The sequence below is a fragment of the Paracoccus isoporae genome, from assembly GCF_900101865.1.
Lineage (GTDB): Bacteria > Pseudomonadota > Alphaproteobacteria > Rhodobacterales > Rhodobacteraceae > Paracoccus > Paracoccus isoporae.
This window is the reverse complement of record NZ_FNAH01000006.1, coordinates 143,298-160,164: the sequence shown is the minus strand read 5'-3', so window position 1 is coordinate 160,164 and position 16,867 is coordinate 143,298. Positions and strand designations below refer to the sequence as shown.

Sequence of the window (16,867 nt, the reverse complement as noted above, 5' to 3'; positions counted from 1 at the left end):
TCCCGTGCCCCTTCAGGCACGGGGTCAATCCCAAGCCTGAAAGGATCGCGTAATGGCGTCTGATACTATTCTTCTCGTCATGGACATGCTGAATGACCTGGTTCATCCTAACGGGATGGGCGGCAAAAGTTATGTTCCGCTCATGCAGGACCGTGGCGTCTTTGACGCGACCGAGTTGGCCATCAGCAATGCACGGGCCGCGGGCGTGATGGTCGGCTATGTGCGCGTCGGCTTTTCCGCTGACTATGCCGAATGCCCTGCGGGATCTCCGGTATTTTCCAAGGCGCGGGACAATGGCGTGTTCAGACTCGGCCAATGGGGTACCGAGGTGCTCGACCGCTTTGCTCCTCAACCTGACGACCCGGTGATCGTCAAGCACCGGGTCAGCCCGTTCTACGGCACCAAGCTCGAACCGCTGCTGCGTGCGCAGGGCATTCGGCGTCTCGTCCTGTCCGGCGTATCGACCAACGGTGTTGTCTCGGCGGCGGTGCGGGAAGGGCATGATCGCGATTACGAATGCGTCATACTGGAAGATTGCTGCGCCGGCGCCACGGCCGACGAACACGCGTACGCCATGTCCGGATTGCGCCGCTTTGCGCAGGTGACGAGCGCGGCAGACATCACCTTCTGATAGTCGCCTCTTAATGCATTAAAGTGGCGAGTGATAACGGGCCATTGTGCCCGTTCAACGCGTTTTTGTTGTAGTCGGCGCATTATCAACCTGAAATTCGCTGCTTGACCGTCCGAAAAATAATGCATTATATATACGAGAGAGCCAGCGTGGGGCGTCTATCCCACCTGACACCAGACCGACAGGGAGACTCTGAAAGTGATCACCGCAGAGATAGCCAAGGAAGATGACGCCAAGGGCATGGGCGGCGCGCCCGCCGAAGGAAAAATCACCAACGAGGCGATTGCCGCCGCCGAAAAGATGGTGGGGCTGCAATTGCGTCCCGAGGGCCCCTACCTCCAGGATGCGACCGCCGACACGCTGCGCAACTGGTGCAACGGCATCGGCGACCTGAACCCGCTCTATCGCGATCCTGGCTATGGCGCGGCGTCTCGCTATGGCACACAGCTCGGACATCCGATGTTCCCGATGGCGCTCGGCTGGATCGGCCGGACCCGCTGGGGACTGCCTGGGGTGCATGGCTTCTACGCCGGGAACGACTGGGAGATCTTCCGCCACATCCGTCCTGGCGACCGGATCAATGCCATCGAACGCGTGATCGGCATCGATGTGAAGGAAAGCAAGTTTTCGGGCAGGCTCGTGCTTCAATATGTCGAGGCAACCTATTTCAACCAGCATGGTGACATGCTTTCCCGCGCCCTGGGGACTTGTACGCGCCATGAACGCAAGGCGGCGCGGGACGCGGGCAAGTACAAGGACATCACCACCTACGAATACACCCAGGAAGAATTCGAGGCGCTCGACGCATGCATCATGGATGAGCCGATGAAGATCCGCGGCTCCAAGGTGCGCTACTGGGAGGACGTGACAGAAGGCGAAAGCCTCGACACCATCGTGCGCGGGCCGCTGTCGCTGATGGACACGATGGGCTTCCTGGTTGGGTCGGGACGTGGTCACACCCATGGCGTCGTCTTCCAGAACGCGATGAAGCATCCGGGCCATTTCTTCCGCAATCCCGAAGCGGGCGGCGGCATCGAATATACCGGTATCGGCCATCATCGCGAAAGCACGGCCAAGGAGGTCGGCGTTCCCGGTGTTTACGATTACGGTCCGCAGCGTTCGTCCTGGATGGCATCGCTGGTCACCAACTGGATGGGCGATGCGGCGTTCCTCAAGCGGGTCCGCACCGAAATGCGCCGCTTCAACACGATGGGCGACAGCACATGGTGCAAAGGCAAGGTGTCGAAGAAATACATCAAGGACGGCCACGCCCTGGTGGACATCGAGATCTGGGGCGAGAATCAGCGCGGCGAAATCACCACGCCCGGCATTGCTACGGTTGCGCTTCAGTCGCGCGACCCTGAACTGCGGGTGTTTCTCGATTGCGGGACGCTCGAGTTGGACCTGCCGGTCGTCCGCTGACGAGAACGTTCGGCCATGACTGACAAGCCTCTGTCCGGCCTACGCGTCATCGAACGTGCCAACGGCGTCGCCGCGGCGCAGGCCGGTCGGCTGATGTGCCAGATGGGTGCCGAGGTCGTCATGGCTGAACCTTCCACCGGCAGCCCGCTCAGGGAGGAGCATCCGCTCCTTCCCGATGGTCAGAGCGCGCTGTTCATCTATCTGTCTCTCGGCAAGCGCAGCGTGGTCTGCGATCCGGCAACGCCCGACTTCCGACGAAACATGCACAAGCTGCTGGCAGGGGCCGATATCCTTATCGATGACACGCCGGTCGCGGAACGCGCCGGGCTCGGACTTGATGAGGCAACCATCGCCGGGGATCACCCGCATATCGTGCACCTCTCGGTCCTGCCGTTCGGCGCATTCGGCCCGAAGGCACATTGGAAGGGCGACGAAATCAATCTAATTCACGCTGGCGGCGAGGGATTTCTGCTGCCGAACGGACTGACGGCCGACCTTTTCCCGGACCGTCCGCCCTTGAAGATCGCCGGGCATTTCGCCGAGATGCAGGGCGGCACGACCGCGGCGATGGCGGCACTGGCGGCGCTTTGGACCGGACAGGGCCAGTTCGTTGACGCCTCTGTCCAGGATGCCAACGTCGCTGTCGGCGCGTTCGCAGTTCAGCGCTTCGGCGACGGATCGGTGGAACACCGCCTGACCCGGTCGTTCAAGTTCGGTGGCGTGATCGAATGCGCGGATGGCTACGTCGAGTTGCTGACGCTGGAAAACCGTCAGTGGCAGGGGCTGATCGAACTTCTCGGAGCGAAGGATTGGGCAAGAGACCCCCATCTGAAAGACGAGGTTGGTCGCAGCGCGCGCGGCGCCGAGATCAACCGGCGTATCCGGGACTGGGCGCGCACCCGCAAGGTCGAGGAAATGGTCGCTAGGGCTCAGACACTCGGCGTTCCCATGGCGCGCTACAACGCGCCGGAGCAGGTTCTGTCCGGCACTCAAGAAACCGCGCGTGGCATCTTTGCGACGATCGATACGCCGGACGGGCCAGTAAAGGTGCAGGCGCTGCCGTTCCGTTTCGGGCCGGACCCGCTGCCGGTCAGTGACACGCTCCCCGGCATTGGCGCGGATCAGTCCATTCTGTCCTGCCCGGCCGGCCGGAGGGCCACCGCATGAAGCCTCTCGCAGATCTTCGCATTGCAGATTTCACCGTCCATGCCGCCGGACCTTTTTGCACCCATATGCTCAGCCAGATGGGGGCCGAGGTCATCAAGATTGAAACGGCACTGCGGCCCGACATCTTTCGCAAGCCCCACGCCGTCTATGGCCGGCACGGACCCGCGACCTTCGATCAGGTATCGTCGAACAAGCTTTCGGTGCGGCTGAACCTCAAGCACGCCGATGGGGTTGTCCTGGCAAAGAAGCTGGTCAGCATCGCCGATGTGGCCGCCGAAAGCTTCCGTGCGGGCGTGATGAGCCGCCTCGGCCTGGGCTACGATGTCTTGCGCGCCGTGAAGCGCGATATCGTCATGGTCTCCGTATCCTCGTCGGGCCAGGACGGCCCGGAAAGCCATTTCGCCGGCTATGCGCCGCTGTTCGGCGCTTGGGGTGGGCTGGGCTATCTCTCGGGTCACGCAGACGGTCCCCCGGTCGAGATGCGGCACGTCATGGACCACTCGGTCGGCATGCACGCGGCGCTTGCCACCCTGGCCGCGCTCAATCGCCGTCGCCGCACCGGCAAGGGCTGCCATGTGGATGTCGCCGCCCGAGAGGTCGCGTCGTCTCTGGTCGGCGATTTTCTGACCGCTGCCTCCGGCGGAGTAGCGGTCGGTCGCATGGGAAATGACGACATGGCGCGTGCGCCTCACGGTGTGTTCCCGACGGCTGACGAGGATCGCTGGCTGTCGGTCTCGGTGTCAAGCGATGCCGAGTGGCAGAGGCTTGCGGCGATCATGGAACAGCCGAACCTCGCCGAAGACCCGCGCTTTGCCACGCAGGCGGACCGCCACGCGAACCGCCGCGAACTTGACGGCCCGGTCAGCCAATGGACCGCAGAACGAAATGGCGAAGCCGCTGCCGAGACACTGCAGGCGGCTGGCATTGCCGCGCATATCTCATGGGCCGCTTCTGACATCGTGTTGGATCCGCATATGCGGGCCCGCGGCGCGATCCTCGATGTCGCCGAAACAGATGGCAAACGACGCGCCGCGGTGGGCCGCCCCGCGCGTTTCGCCGGGGACGACTCACCGGGCATCACGCGCGGGACACCCGCGCTCGGGGGCGATGAGGACTACGTTTACGGCGAACTTCTTGGTCTCGGCCGTGCGCGGATCGACGCTTTAGTCGAGAGCGGGGCCATTTACTGAAAGGCAGACAATGCTGACCGAACATGAATACTCCGACGCGATCGGCCGCACAGAGCGACTTGTCCAGACGATCTCGGCCGAACGCGCCACCGGCCTGGCCGCAACGCTGGACCTGGATCACGCGCCGGCAGACGGCGATCCACTGCCGCCCGGCTGGCATTGGTTGCAATTCAACCCGTTCGTGCGGCAACGGGATGTTGGACAGGATGGCCATCCCAAGCGTGGCGGCTTCCTGCCGGCCGTCAACCTGCCCCGCCGCATGTGGGCTGGCGGCCGACTGACACACCATGCGCCGCTCACCATCGGTCGGGAAGCCGAGAAGGTCAGTGAGATCATGGCCGTCAAGGCGAAATCCGGCCGCGCGGGGCAGCTTGTCTTCGTCACGCTCAAACACCGACTGTCGCAGGACGGAAAACTCTGCATCGAGGAAGAGCAGGACATCGTCTACCGCGAGGCCGCGGCACCGGGCGCAGCAAAGCCTGCTCTCTCGCCCGCACCAAAGGGCGCCACCCGCTCAGAAGAATTCACCCCCGATCCTGTCCGGCTGTTCCGCTTCTCTGCCCTCACGTCGAATGGCCACCGCATCCACTACGACAGGACCTATGCCCGTGAGGAGGAGGATTACCGCGATATCGTCGTGCATGGGCCGTTGACGGCGATCCTGCTTCAGGGCTTTGCCACGTCCACCAGCAGGGGGCGCCTGACCCGCTTTGAGTTCCGTGGCACGGCGCCGCTTTTTGCGGACCGCCCCTTCAAGCTGGAAGCCGGGGCAGAGGCGGACGGCGCGATACCGCTTTGGGCAAAGGGGCCGGACGGCGAGCTTGCCATGCAGGCCACCGCCGTGGTCGAGTACGCATGATGAGGACGCCGCGCAGCTACCTGTTTGTGCCGGGGATCATGCCAGAACGGTTCGCCAAGGCGACAGGATCGGGCGCCGACGCGATCATCCTCGACCTCGAAGACGCGGTCGGACCCGGCGCGAAATCCGAAGCGCGGGACCATGTCGTGGCCTGGTTCGGCAGGGGCGGGAGGGGACTCGTAAGGGTCAATGCGGCGGATACCCCGTGGTTCCAAGATGATCTGGCGGCATTGTCCCGTTGCGACATTTCGGCTGTCATGGTCCCGAAAGCCACCCCAGACAGCCTGTCGGCGGTGGCGGAAAAGCTGCCTGGCCGCGCGCTGATCGGACTGATCGAGACGGCCGAGGGTCTCGCGGCACTGCGCCGCTCGGCCACCTGCCCCGGAGTGTCCCGGCTAGCCTTTGGAAACCTGGATTTCAGCGCGGATACACGGATCCCCGGCACCGGTCCGGTTCTCGATCCCGCCCGGTTTGAAATCGTGCTTGCCTCGCGGCTGGCGGGGTTGGTGCCGCCGGTCGATGGCGTGACAACCGAACTCAGGGACGGCGGCGTCCTGGCGGAAGAAGTGGCCAGGTCGCGTAGGCTTGGATTTGGTGCAAAACTCTGCATTCATCCCGCGCAGGTCGCGTTCACGAATGACGGGTTCACACCCTCCGAGGGCGAAGTCGCGTGGGCGCGCCGGGTGTTGTCCGCCTTATCCGCCGCTGATGGCTCGGTCGTTCAGGTCGATGGCAAGATGGTCGACAAGCCTCTGATTGATCGTGCAAGACAGGTGCTGGCTGACACGGGCCGGGGGCCGCCGTAAAACGCCGATGACCTGGTCAGGAAGATGGCGCCGGGACTGGAGCAGACCGGATTTCGGCACCCGCTGCGGGCCGAACCTGTCATCCGCAAAGCCACCAGCAGATCCTACCTGACAAGTCGGCCGATTGAACCGTCAGCCGTCCCGACGAGTCCTGGTGCCGCGCGTACCGCCTCTTGCTTCCGGGACATGACATCCCGCCTGCTATTGCCGACAGCCGCGCAGGGCCTGATCGAGCGCACGGTCGAGCAGGGGGATCTGGCGGTACCGTCCCCGCGGATCGGCGCGAAGATAGGCCTGCAATTCCGCGCTTGACCGGTCGAGCTGATCGCCCGCGCAGCGGCAATAGGCGCGGGTCTCGTTCATCACCATCCCGTCATCAAGCGCGACAAGACAGATTTCCGCCATTCCGAGACGATCCTGCGGCACGTTCTTCGCAGGGTCGATCACATAGTCCCGCGCATTCTCGAACAGGCGGCGCATGTCCGGGCCGGTGCAATCGAGATTGCGCAGCAGGATCTGCGCGTCGCCATCGGCCATGGCGAAGATCTCGTCCTGACGGATCGCGCCGGCCATCGCGCTCCCCGGATCGGCCAGCACCCCCAGCCCCTCGACGATCGCCTGCAGACCCATCGCCGCCATCTGGTCGCGCGAGCCGGTCAGCGCGCCGACATCGACGAACTGCCCGGCAATGCGGGTTTGCAGATCGGGCGGCAATGCGGCCGGGCAGTAGTCGCGGAACACCAGCACCATGCGTTGCAGATATCTGAGCGTGCTGTCCCGATCTGCCCGGTAAGGCACCAGCGGATCGCCTGTCAGGAATGCGGTGATCAGCGCATTGCGGCGCAGGCCGGACAGCGCGCCGCCCGACAGGGCCGGCTCGGGATCTGCCTGTTCGGCAGCCTCCGCGTCGGGGATTGGACCTGCGGCGGCCACCAGCAACGCGCGCGCCTTCGCGTCATATGCCGCCAGCAGACCCGGATCATTCCCCCCGTCGGTGATGGCGGTCAGCACCGGACGCAGTTCTGTGACCTTCCCGAGACCCGCGATCCGCTCACGCAGGGCCGATTTTGCCGCCGCGTCGGCCCGGCGCTGTTTCTCCTCGGCCTTTTCCAGTGCCGCAGCGATCGGCGGCAGGATTGCCAGATCCTGCATCCCGGCAAGCTGCATCTCGCCGGCGTCGATCCGCTCGGCCAGTTGTCCCGCCGCGCGGTCGAGCTGTTCGATCCAATGCGACCGCTCCGCCGGGTCGCGTTGCTGAAGCAGGTCAACCGCCCGCCCGAGGTTTTTGGGCGTGGCCGGCTCTTCCACAGCGGCGAGCGCGGTCAGGAACGCCTCTTCGCCGGCCGCGACGATCCGGGCCTCGGCCGCGTCGAGGCTGGCCGTCAGCCGCGCCGTCTCGCTGTCCAGCAACGCGAGCGTCTCCAGTTCCGTGCGCAGTGCCGCGATACGCTCGCGCGCATCCGGGGTGTCGGGCAGGGCGGCGAGGTCCTCGGCCAGCCGCGCCGCCCGGTCCTGCCCGACCTGCGCCCGGTCCACGGCGAGGCGGAATCTCTGGGCCTCACTGCCGAAGAGTTCGCTGTTGCGCGCGACCCCGAAGGCCAGTGTCAGGGCGGTGCGCAGTTGCAGATCCTCCACCCCGAGATCGCCGCATTGCGTGCGCAGCGGCGCCAGAAGCGCCTCGCCCACATCCGGCGAGGCGGAGAGCGATGGGTAGCCCATCCCGAACACCGGCTGGAAATAGGGATCGGTGAACAGCACCGGCCATCCGCCATGATGCGTGACCCAGGTGCCAGCTCGCGTCATCCGTGCCTCTGCGGGGCTGAGCGCCGCGGCCCAATCCGCAAGTGTCCGGCAGATCGTGGCGGGGGCGGCCACGCGCAGGGCCTTGTCGCTCTCCTGAACCAGCAGCGCTTGCTGATCCGTCGCGCCGGGCAGCGCCGCAAACCGTGGCGGCGGGTCGTCGCGGCGCAGCGCGACATCATCGCACGTCTCATCGAACTGCATGACCAACCCGCCATCCGCGCGCGCCAATTCCCGCGGCAGGAAGATCGGCTGGTTGAGCGGCGCCTGGCGTTTTTCGATCAGGCTCAGCTCGATCGGGTCGCCGGGCCGGGCTGCCAGGGCCAGATGCGCGCCGGCATCCACGCCCTTGGACGCGGCATAGCGAAGATCGACCCCGGTTTCGCCTGCGGACAGGTCGGGCAGGTCGATCTGCATGAACTGCTCGGTGCCGCCGCATGGCGTCAGCCCCGACCAGCGACCGGCCAGATCGGCCAGCCCGGCACGCTCGGCATCGCTCATAACCTGCGTGGCGGCGCCGGCCATTGCCTCGCCACCGACGCGCGTGACTTGCACCGGCCCACAGCCGGCAAACTCGCCCTGCATGGCCGCCCCATCAGGCGCAAGGCTGAACGTCACCGGCGCGACCTGGTGGCGATAGGGCTGCTTGACCCATTTCAGCGGCATCAGCCCGATCTGTCCGGGCCCCGCTGCTTGCGCGCGAAACAGCGCCTCGCCGTCGAAGGCGTTCTTGCCGGTGCCGCGATACACCCAGCGGGCGAGGGTGAGGTCGTTGACCGGGCTGACCTCGAAGATCAGGTCGAGCGCCGTGGGCGCGCCGCAATCATAGCTGCCCTGCCACTGGCCCAGAAAGCCGTCCGTCCGCAGCGCCTCGGCCTCGGCCAACGCATTTTCGGGCGCGGGCAGGGGTGCCCGCGCAAAGCTGAACGACGTGCAGGACTGGCTTTGCAGATTGGCATCTTCGACACGCAGCCCGTCCTCCGACAGGGTCGTGCCGAAGATCTGCGGGATGGCGTAGCCTTCGACCGGCACCGAGCGCGGTGAGTCGGCAGCCAGTGAAACCGCGCCGGTGTCCGGCCTGTGCTGCACGGTGAGCGGCCACTCTCCGCTGGCGCCCTGATCCGGCCCGTCGATCAGCGTTAGGCGCAGATCGCCCAGATAGCCGTTCTCATAGAAATGCGGCCGAAGCGTGACCTCGAACGCTGCGGTGCCCTGTGCACAGGCCATCTCGCCCCGCCAATCCCCGGCAAGCCCGTAGATCCGGGCGAAATCCACCAGGCGCGCGTCGGCGACGGGGATCGCGGCCTCCGCCGGCGCGTCCAGCAAGGCGCGGGCCAGAAGCGGGTTGCCGGCGGATTTCTCATGCAGCCGCAGTTCCATGGGCTGACCCGGACCGGGATCGGGAAACGCAACCGCGCCCTGATCCGATCCGCTCAGATACTCGAAGCTGGTATAGGCGCCGTCCTCGGCATCCGGCGACACGATGGTCAGCCAATAGGTGCGATCCGGATCCAGACCCGAGACGCTGACCGCGATCCCCGACGGCCCGTCAGAAACCGTGATCGCCGGTTCGGCAAAAACGCTGAAAGGCAGGAAAAGACACAACAGACACGCGAGCAACCTGCCCATACCGAACCCCCGGAAACACCAGACCCAACACCACAAGTTCACTATATCAACTGCTTCTCGTCGATCAACCGGCCTGTGCGCACACGGTTCTTGCCAAAGAGGAGGGACGCCCAAGACCGGTGACGGATCGCGATGTGACGGTTGCGTCACGCTGGCGCAGATTGACCCAGGGCTGATCCCGGCCAGTGTCCTGAAGGCTCGGCTGTAAGGTTCATTCTTGGTCGGTCCCGTGGGCAGAGAGACGTGCACAAATTCCCGGACGCATCTTCGCAGCAACGCGCATTCTGAGCATGCCAAGGGCCATGGTGAGACAGGGCTGAAGATAGTTGCCGGGGATTTTGAGGCAAGCCAGCCGTTTCGCGGCCACATACGGGAAAAATGGTCGGAGCGAGAGGATTCGAACCTCCGACCCCCTGCTCCCGAAGCAGGTGCGCTACCAGGCTGCGCTACGCTCCGACCGTAGGAGGGGCAGGTAACGCGCAGGCGGCGGGAATGCAAGGGGCTTGTGGGGGATAAACCGCCTCAGTGATGCGAATTTCCGCGGCCGGACAGCACGCGTTGCAGCAATGTGGATTTCGGCGTCGTGACGGTGTCGACGCGCAGCCGGGCGGCGGTCACGGGGCTGATCGACTCGCTGCCGCGGGCGCGTTCACGCCAGACGATATAGAGGCCCGACGCGATGATGACGGCAGCACCCAACATGGTGGGCCGGTCCAGCACCTCGCCAAAGATCACCCAGCCGTAGATGGTGGCCCAGATGATCTGCGAATACTGCATCGGCGCGACGATCGCGGCCTCGCCATTGCGATAGGCCAGGATCGACAGGAAGCCGCCCATCAGCCCCAGCAGGGCAATCAGCCCGGCCATGCCGAGATGCGGCAACTGCATCGGCGTGTAATCGAGGCCAAGGCTCGCGCCGGTCAGCACCAGATTGCCCAGCATCGGCCACATCAGCAGCACAAGCGGGCGCTCGGTGCTGCCCAGCTTGCGGGTGATGACCGCGGCGGTGGCGCTGCAGAATGCCACCAGCAGCGCGGCCAGATGGCCGAGGCTGAGCGCGTCGCCGCCGCCCGGACGCAGCACGATCAGCACTCCGCACAAGCCAAGCGCGACGGCGATCCAGCGATGGATGCCGACCCGCTCGCCCAGGATCGGGATGGACAACAGCGTAATCAGCAGCGGGGCCGCGAACAGGATGGCGTAGACCTGCGCCAGCGGCAGGGTGGAAAAGGCGTAGAACCCGCCGATCCCCGCCATCATCCCGCACAGTGCCCGTGCCGCGACCCAACCCGGCCGGTTCGGCCGCAGCGTGCCGGGCGTGCGCTCCTGCATGAGGATCAGCGAGACCAGCGGGAAGGACAGCAGGGACGAGAAGAACAGCACCTGCAGCGAGGGATAATGCGCGCCGAGCAACTTGATGATGACATCATGGGTCGCGAAGACCCCCATCGAGATCAGCGCAAAGCCGATCCCCTTCAGGTTGCTCGACCCGCCCATCTCAGCCCGCCGAGAGCGCGGCGATGATCCGGTCGCCCATCTCCGAGGTCGAGACCGGGGTGCCGCCCTCGGGGCCCATCAGGTCCGCGGTGCGCACGCCCTCGGCCAGCACCCGCTCCACCGCCGCTTCCAGATCGTCGGCGGCCTGGCCCTCGCCGAAGGAATAGCGCAGCGCCATCGCAAAGCTGAGGATGCAGGCGATCGGGTTGGCCTTGCCCTGTCCGGCAATATCGGGGGCCGAGCCGTGGACCGGCTCATACAGCGCTTTCGGCCGGCCGTTATCCATCGGTGCGCCGAGGCTGGCCGATGGCAGCATGCCCAGACTGCCGGTCAGCATCGCCGCCAGATCGGACAACAGGTCGCCGAACAGATTGTCGGTCACGATCACGTCGAACTGCTTGGGCCAGCGGGTGAGCTGCATGGCGCCGGCATCGGCATACATGTGGCTCAGCTCCACCTCCGGGAATTCGTTATCATGCACCCACTGGACCTCTTCGCGCCACAGGATGCCCGATTCCATGACATTGGCCTTTTCCATCGAACACAGCCTGTTGCCCCGTTTCTGGGCCAACTCGAACGCGGCGCGGGCCACGCGGCGGATCTCGCCGCTGGTGTAACGCTGGGTGTTGATGCCCACACGGCCACCTTCGTTCTCGGGGTTGTTGTCGTCGGGATGGATGCCGCGCGGCTCACCGAAATACACGCCCGAGGTCAGCTCCCGCACGATCAGGATGTCCAGGCCCGAGACCACGTCGCGCTTCAGCGAGGAGAAATCGGCAAGCGCATTGAAACATTGCGCGGGGCGCAGATTGGCGAACAGGTCCATCTCCTTGCGCAGGCGCAGAAGGCCGCGTTCCGGCTTCACGCTGAAATCGAGATTGTCGTATTGCGGCCCGCCCACCGCGCCAAGCAGCACCGCGTCGACCTGCTGGGCCTTCGCCATCGTCTCGTCTGCCAGCGGCGTGCCGTGCTTGTCATAGGCGCAGCCGCCAACGAGATCCTCGGACACGGTGAATCGCATGCCGCGATTGGCCTGAAACCAGTCGATGACCTTGCGCACCTCGGCCATGACTTCGGGGCCGATCCCGTCGCCGGGCAGGATCAGGAGAGAGTAATCGGACATGGTTTCCTCGTGCTTTCAGGGTTGAAGCTGGCGTAGCGTTGCGGCGACACATGGTCAAGTTCACGCGTAATTGGGTTGCGGTTCGGCGCCGGATGGTGACTCATCCGGGGCGCCACGACTCGACCGGAGAGCTTTCCATGACCCGCATTCTCGCTGCGATCCTTGCTGCGGGGCTGAACATGCCTTTGACCCTGCCCGCCGCGATGGCGGAGGGGAAGGTGATGGTGGAATTGCCGAACCTGTCGGGCATGTCCGACGAGGATGCCGAGAAGCTGATCACCGCGCTCGCGCAGGTCAATGTCATCACGTCGAACTGCCCCGATTACGACATCAGCGATGGCGAGTGGACATTGCTGGTGGGCACCGGCGACATGCTGGCCAAGGCGCTCGGGATGGACCCCGAAACCTATGACGAGCAATATTACGGCCCCGCCTTCCGCATGCTGGAGGATCCCGGCGCCTGCGACCGGATCGGGCCGCGCGCGCGGCCGATCATCGACGATCTGATCGAGATGGGCGGCGGAACGGAACATGTCTCGGAATGATCTCAGTCACCCAGCGTGACATCGGCCCAGACCAGCCGGTGTGCCGAGGCCGAGATGGCGGCGCGGTGATGCGGCTGTCCCTCGGGCGGCCAGAACACGCCTGATCCTGCAACCTCCAGCCCGGCCGAAGGCAGCACATAGGTGACACGCAGATTGCCCGGCGCGCCATCCGGCCAGTCCACCGTGTCCTGCGCCGGATCGCCTGCATGATCGGGATCGGCTGCGTCTCGCGCGCCCGCGCTGCGTTGTCCGGGATCCTGGATCCGCGGATCGGCCAGCAAGGCGCGGATGGCCGCGTGCCGGCCCTCGCCATCCACGGGATCGAGATTGGCGTTGCCTGCAAGAACGAAGGGCGGGTCCGGCAAACGGGTTGACCAGAAGGCGATCTCGTCGTGATTGCGGCGGCCATTGCGATCCTCCGGCCCGTCGAAGACCGGCGGCGTTGCCGCGAAGGCCAGCAATTGCAGGGGCGGATCGGTCAGGATCTCCACTTGCCAATGCCCGGAACCGGACAGGCGCTGCACCGAGGCCGCCTCCGGCGTCAGCACTTCTCCGATGAGGTGTCCGGGCATGTCCTGCCACAACATCGCGCTGTAATCGGTCACGTCGCCCACCGGAAAGCGCGACAGCAGCGCCATGCCGTTCTGCCCGGTGAAACTGCCCCAGCCTTGCGAGTCCTCCGCCTCACCCAACCTGCCATCACCATCCAGATCGGCCATGCTGGGCAGGCCCCGATTGGGGCGCGGGGCGAGCAGATGCGGGTATTCCAGCCCCATCCGCCCGAGGAGCTGTGCGAAAGCCCGCAGGGCGGCCTGATCCTGGTCCCAGTCGAATCCGGTCAGCAGCAGGATATCCGGCTGTGTCCGCGCGATCACCATCGCGGCCGCGGCAATCTGGCTGTCCTGGCCCCGCGTGATGTCACGAAGCAGAAGCCCCGGCCCCTTGCGGGTCAGGCCGGGATCATAGCTGGCGATGCGGACCGTCGCGGCCATCCCCGCGCCGCACAGACACAGCGGCGCCAGAAGCGCCGCCGCAATTCCGCGTCTCAGACCCAAGGGCGGGACTGGCCGGCCTGGGCTTCGAACGCGTCGATGGCGGCGCTTTTTTCCAGCGTCTGGCCGATATCGTCGAGCCCGTTCAGCAGGTTGTGCTTTCGGGTCGGATCGATCTCGAAACTGTATGCCGTACCGTCGGGCGAGGTGACGGTCTGCGCCTCCAGATCCACGGTCAGCTTCGCGTTGGCGCCGTTGCGGGCATCCTCCATCAGCGCATCCACCGCCTCTTGCGGCAGCTTGACCGGCAGGATGCCGTTCTTGAAGCAGTTGTTATAGAAAATATCCGCGAAACTGGTCGAAATCACGCAGCGAATCCCGAAATCCAGCAGCGCCCAGGGGGCATGTTCGCGCGACGATCCGCAGCCGAAATTATCGCCCGCGACGATGATCTCGGCGCTGCGATAGGCGGGCTGGTTCAGCACGAAATCCGCGATCTCATTGCCCTCGCGGTCATAGCGCATCTCGTCGAACAGATTCTTGCCGAGACCCGAGCGGTGGATCGTCTTCAGAAACTGTTTCGGGATGATCATGTCGGTGTCGATATTGACGAGCGGCATGGGGGCGGCGACGCCGGAGAGTGTGGTGAATTTATCCATATCCTAGAATCCTGTCTGGGGAGGCGTACACCGCGCGTACACAGCCTGTACACAGGCCGTGCACCGCGCGGGCATACGCGGCGGCCTCATGCTTCGACCGCGCCGATGACCTCACGCACATCGACGAGATGCCCGGCGACGGCGGCGGCGGCGGCCATGGCGGGGCTCATCAGATGGGTGCGGCCCTTGTAGCCCTGACGCCCCTCGAAATTGCGGTTCGAGGTGGCGGCACAGCGTTCCTCGGGGGCGAGCTGGTCGGGGTTCATGCCGAGGCACATCGAACAACCCGCCATCCGCCATTCGAAACCGGCATCGGTGAAGATCCGGTCCAGCCCCTCTTCCTCGGCCTGGGCGCGGACGAGGCCCGAACCCGGCACGACCATGCCGCGCACGCCCTCGGCCAGTTTCTGGCCCCGGAGGATCTCGGCGGCGGCGCGCAGATCCTCGATCCGGCCATTGGTGCAGGAGCCGATGAAGACCGCGTCAATGGCGATATCGGTCAGCCGTGTGCCGGGCTTGAGCCCCATATAATCGAGCGAGCGGCGCGCGGCTTCGACCTTGCCGCCGGTGAAATCCTCGGGCGCGGGGACGGTGCCGGTGATGGGCAGCACATCCTCGGGCGAGGTGCCCCAGGTTACCACCGGGGCGATGTCTTCGCCGCGGATCGTCACCACCTTGTCGAAATGGGCGCCCTCATCGGTGTGGAGCGTCTTCCACCAGGTCAGCGCGGCCTCCCATGCGGCACCTTTCGGCGCATGGGGGCGGCCTTTGACGTATTCAAAGGTCTTTTCATCGGGCGCGATCAGACCGGCCCGCGCGCCGCCTTCGATGGCCATGTTGCAGACGGTCATGCGGCCTTCCATGGACAGATCGCGGATCGCCGCGCCGCAATATTCGATGACATGGCCGTTGCCGCCCGCCGTGCCGGTCTTGCCGATCACCGCCAGCGTAATGTCCTTGGCGGTCACACCGGGGCGCAGCTTGCCGGTGATCTCGACCTTCATGTTCTTCGACTTTGACTGGATCAGCGTCTGGGTGGCCAGCACATGCTCGACCTCGGACGTGCCGATGCCGTGGGCGAGCGCGCCGAAGGCACCGTGGGTCGCGGTGTGGCTGTCGCCGCAGACCACGGTCATGCCGGGCAGGGTCCAGCCCTGTTCGGGGCCGACGATATGCACGATGCCCTGGCGGATATCGTTCATCGCGTAGTAATTCGGCAGGCCGAATTCACGCGCATTCTTGTCCAGCTCGGCCACCTGGATGCGGCCCTCGGGGTTTTCGATGCCGTTCACCCGGTCGGGCGTAGTCGGCACGTTATGGTCGGGAACCGCGATGGTCTGATCCGGGCGGCGGACCTTGCGGCCCGACATGCGCAGTCCCTCAAAGGCCTGCGGCGAAGTGACTTCATGGACCAGATGGCGGTCGATATAGAGGATGGTGGTGCCGTCATCGGTGACATCGACGACATGGGCGTCCCAGATCTTGTCATAGAGCGTGCGGGGCGCGCCCGAATTGGTGGTGCCGGTCATGGCTGTTCTCTTGATTAGGGAATGGCTTTCAGGGTGATCGAGGGCAGGGCCGGATCACAGTCGGGCAGTCACGGACCGGCTTTCGCCGTAGAAGCGGCCCGGCAGGCGGGCGCGGTCGTGAATGTTGAAATAGCGCATCATGGGCGCGGAGGTTACGCCTGCGACGCTGCATAGGCAAGGGATTCGCGCGGATACGCCCAGCGGGGTACGCCCTGGACCGGGATAGAGGGGCGCAGCCCCGCCGGGCCAGCGTCCGGCCGCCCCCACGGGCGGACGCTGCGGTGCCGGTCCGTGTAGAACGGCCGTTCGACGGGATTGAACGATAAATCGCATTGCGGCGAGACAGGTTGCGTCCGCCCGCGGCCGGACGCTGGCCCTCTGCCACGCGAGGCGGCGTCGGCTGCACCTGTGCGCGAGCCTTCGAAACGCATGCTTGCCCATGCGCGCGAGCCTTGCCAGAACCACCCCATGCTCATTCTTTTCAACAAACCCTTCGGCGTTTTGCCGCAATTCACCGACAACTCGGCCGCGCCGCGCCCGACCCTGGCGGATTATGTCGCGGTCAGGGGTGTCTATCCCGCCGGTCGGCTCGACATGGACAGCGAGGGGCTGATGCTGCTGACCGATGACGGCCGGTTGCAGGCGCGCATCGCCGATCCGCGTCACAAGATGGAGAAAACCTATCTGGTGCAGGTCGAGGGCGACCCCGATCAGGACGCGCTGCGGGCGCTGCAAACCGGCGTGACGCTGAAGGACGGCCCGACCCGACCCGCGCGGGTCGAGCCAATCGACGCGCCCGATCTCTGGCCGCGCGATCCGCCGATCCGGGTGCGGAAATCCGTGCCCGATCACTGGCTGCGTCTGACCATCAGCGAGGGGCGCAACCGGCAGGTGCGGCGGATGACGGCGGCGGTCGGGCTGCCGACGCTGAGGCTGGTGCGCTGGCAGGTGGGCAACTGGACGCTCGACGGGCTCGCACCCGGCCAGTGGCGCGAGGCCGGCGCAGATTAACCCATTG

At 65.5% G+C, this 16,867-nt stretch carries 14 protein-coding genes and 1 tRNA gene; 8 read left to right on the top strand and 7 right to left on the bottom strand.

What is annotated here, in order from left to right:
* The first annotated feature begins 52 nt into the window (after positions 1-52).
* The 6 genes from BLT73_RS11095 to BLT73_RS11070 all read left to right on the top strand — a co-directional run bounded on the left by BLT73_RS11095 (position 53) and on the right by BLT73_RS11070 (position 6,075).
* Positions 53-631, top strand: coding sequence for a cysteine hydrolase family protein (locus BLT73_RS11095; protein ID WP_090523844.1), 579 nt, complete (start codon positions 53-55; stop codon positions 629-631).
* Positions 632-829: 198 nt separating this feature from the next.
* Positions 830-2,053, top strand: a complete 1,224-nt coding sequence (locus tag BLT73_RS11090; protein ID WP_218132528.1) for an FAS1-like dehydratase domain-containing protein — start codon at positions 830-832, stop codon at positions 2,051-2,053.
* A 15-nt stretch (positions 2,054-2,068) separates the two neighbouring features.
* Positions 2,069-3,220, top strand: coding sequence for a CoA transferase (locus BLT73_RS11085; protein WP_090523843.1), 1,152 nt, complete (start codon positions 2,069-2,071; stop codon positions 3,218-3,220).
* Positions 3,217-4,410 carry a CaiB/BaiF CoA transferase family protein gene (locus BLT73_RS11080; RefSeq protein ID WP_090523841.1) on the top strand — a complete coding sequence of 398 codons (1,194 nt, stop codon included), beginning with the start codon at positions 3,217-3,219 and terminating at the stop codon, positions 4,408-4,410. Before BLT73_RS11085 ends, BLT73_RS11080 begins: the two co-directional genes overlap by 4 nt.
* Positions 4,411-4,420: 10 nt before the next feature.
* Positions 4,421-5,269: an HTD2 family dehydratase gene (locus BLT73_RS11075; RefSeq protein WP_090523839.1), complete on the top strand. Its 849-nt coding sequence runs from the start codon at positions 4,421-4,423 to the stop codon at positions 5,267-5,269.
* Entirely contained in the window at positions 5,266-6,075 is an 810-nt protein-coding gene (locus BLT73_RS11070) for an HpcH/HpaI aldolase/citrate lyase family protein (RefSeq protein WP_218132527.1), read from the top strand. The genes BLT73_RS11075 and BLT73_RS11070 overlap by 4 nt, the downstream gene beginning before the upstream one ends.
* Before the next feature lie 201 nt (positions 6,076-6,276).
* Here BLT73_RS11070 and BLT73_RS11065 read toward each other — a convergent pair whose 3' ends face one another.
* From BLT73_RS11065 to leuB, 4 genes are all read right to left on the bottom strand, one after another.
* A complete protein-coding gene (locus tag BLT73_RS11065) occupies positions 6,277-9,480 on the bottom strand; it encodes a hypothetical protein (protein ID WP_090523838.1) in 3,204 nt (1,067 codons plus the stop codon).
* A 403-nt stretch (positions 9,481-9,883) separates the two neighbouring features.
* Positions 9,884-9,960 (bottom strand) — tRNA-Pro (locus BLT73_RS11060).
* Positions 9,961-10,026: 66 nt separating this feature from the next.
* Positions 10,027-11,001, bottom strand: a complete 975-nt coding sequence (locus tag BLT73_RS11055; protein WP_090523836.1) for a DMT family transporter — start codon at positions 10,999-11,001, stop codon at positions 10,027-10,029.
* 1 nt (position 11,002) lies between these two features.
* Positions 11,003-12,124 (bottom strand): 3-isopropylmalate dehydrogenase, encoded by a 1,122-nt coding sequence (gene leuB, locus BLT73_RS11050; RefSeq protein WP_090523835.1) that lies wholly within the window; start codon positions 12,122-12,124, stop codon positions 11,003-11,005.
* Between the two features lie 137 nt (positions 12,125-12,261).
* Here leuB and BLT73_RS11045 point away from each other — a divergent pair, with 137 nt between their 5' ends.
* Positions 12,262-12,669 carry a hypothetical protein gene (locus BLT73_RS11045; RefSeq protein WP_245727259.1) on the top strand — a complete coding sequence of 136 codons (408 nt, stop codon included), beginning with the start codon at positions 12,262-12,264 and terminating at the stop codon, positions 12,667-12,669.
* Between the two features lie 2 nt (positions 12,670-12,671).
* Here the strand turns inward: BLT73_RS11045 and BLT73_RS11040 are convergent, their stop codons facing one another.
* The 3 genes from BLT73_RS11040 to leuC form a co-directional block, all read right to left on the bottom strand.
* Complete coding sequence (locus BLT73_RS11040) at positions 12,672-13,724, bottom strand: endonuclease/exonuclease/phosphatase family protein (RefSeq protein WP_245727257.1); 1,053 nt, start codon at positions 13,722-13,724, stop codon at positions 12,672-12,674.
* Complete coding sequence (gene leuD / locus BLT73_RS11035) at positions 13,715-14,320, bottom strand: 3-isopropylmalate dehydratase small subunit (RefSeq protein ID WP_090523832.1); 606 nt, start codon at positions 14,318-14,320, stop codon at positions 13,715-13,717. The genes BLT73_RS11040 and leuD overlap by 10 nt, the downstream gene beginning before the upstream one ends.
* 86 nt (positions 14,321-14,406) lie before the next feature.
* Positions 14,407-15,849, bottom strand: coding sequence for a 3-isopropylmalate dehydratase large subunit (leuC, locus tag BLT73_RS11030; RefSeq protein WP_090523830.1), 1,443 nt, complete (start codon positions 15,847-15,849; stop codon positions 14,407-14,409).
* A 468-nt stretch (positions 15,850-16,317) separates the two neighbouring features.
* Here leuC and BLT73_RS11020 point away from each other — a divergent pair, with 468 nt between their 5' ends.
* A complete protein-coding gene (locus BLT73_RS11020; protein ID WP_090523827.1) occupies positions 16,318-16,860 on the top strand; it encodes a pseudouridine synthase in 543 nt (180 codons plus the stop codon).
* Positions 16,861-16,867 lie beyond the last annotated feature (7 nt).

Bases quoted from the DNA above. Each gene is read 5' to 3' on its own strand.
- BLT73_RS11075 (WP_090523839.1), top strand. From the start codon at position 4,421: ATGCTGACCGAACATGAATACTCCGACGCGATCGGCCGCACAGAGCGA.
- BLT73_RS11085 (WP_090523843.1), top strand. From the start codon at position 2,069: ATGACTGACAAGCCTCTGTCCGGCCTACGCGTCATCGAACGTGCCAAC.
- leuC (WP_090523830.1), bottom strand. From the start codon at position 15,849: ATGACCGGCACCACCAATTCGGGCGCGCCCCGCACGCTCTATGACAAG.
- leuB (WP_090523835.1), bottom strand. From the start codon at position 12,124: ATGTCCGATTACTCTCTCCTGATCCTGCCCGGCGACGGGATCGGCCCC.
- leuD (WP_090523832.1), bottom strand. From the start codon at position 14,320: ATGGATAAATTCACCACACTCTCCGGCGTCGCCGCCCCCATGCCGCTC.
- BLT73_RS11045 (WP_245727259.1), top strand. From the start codon at position 12,262: ATGACCCGCATTCTCGCTGCGATCCTTGCTGCGGGGCTGAACATGCCT.
- BLT73_RS11070 (WP_218132527.1), top strand. From the start codon at position 5,266: ATGATGAGGACGCCGCGCAGCTACCTGTTTGTGCCGGGGATCATGCCA.
- BLT73_RS11080 (WP_090523841.1), top strand. From the start codon at position 3,217: ATGAAGCCTCTCGCAGATCTTCGCATTGCAGATTTCACCGTCCATGCC.
- BLT73_RS11055 (WP_090523836.1), bottom strand. From the start codon at position 11,001: ATGGGCGGGTCGAGCAACCTGAAGGGGATCGGCTTTGCGCTGATCTCG.
- BLT73_RS11020 (WP_090523827.1), top strand. From the start codon at position 16,318: ATGCTCATTCTTTTCAACAAACCCTTCGGCGTTTTGCCGCAATTCACC.
- BLT73_RS11095 (WP_090523844.1), top strand. From the start codon at position 53: ATGGCGTCTGATACTATTCTTCTCGTCATGGACATGCTGAATGACCTG.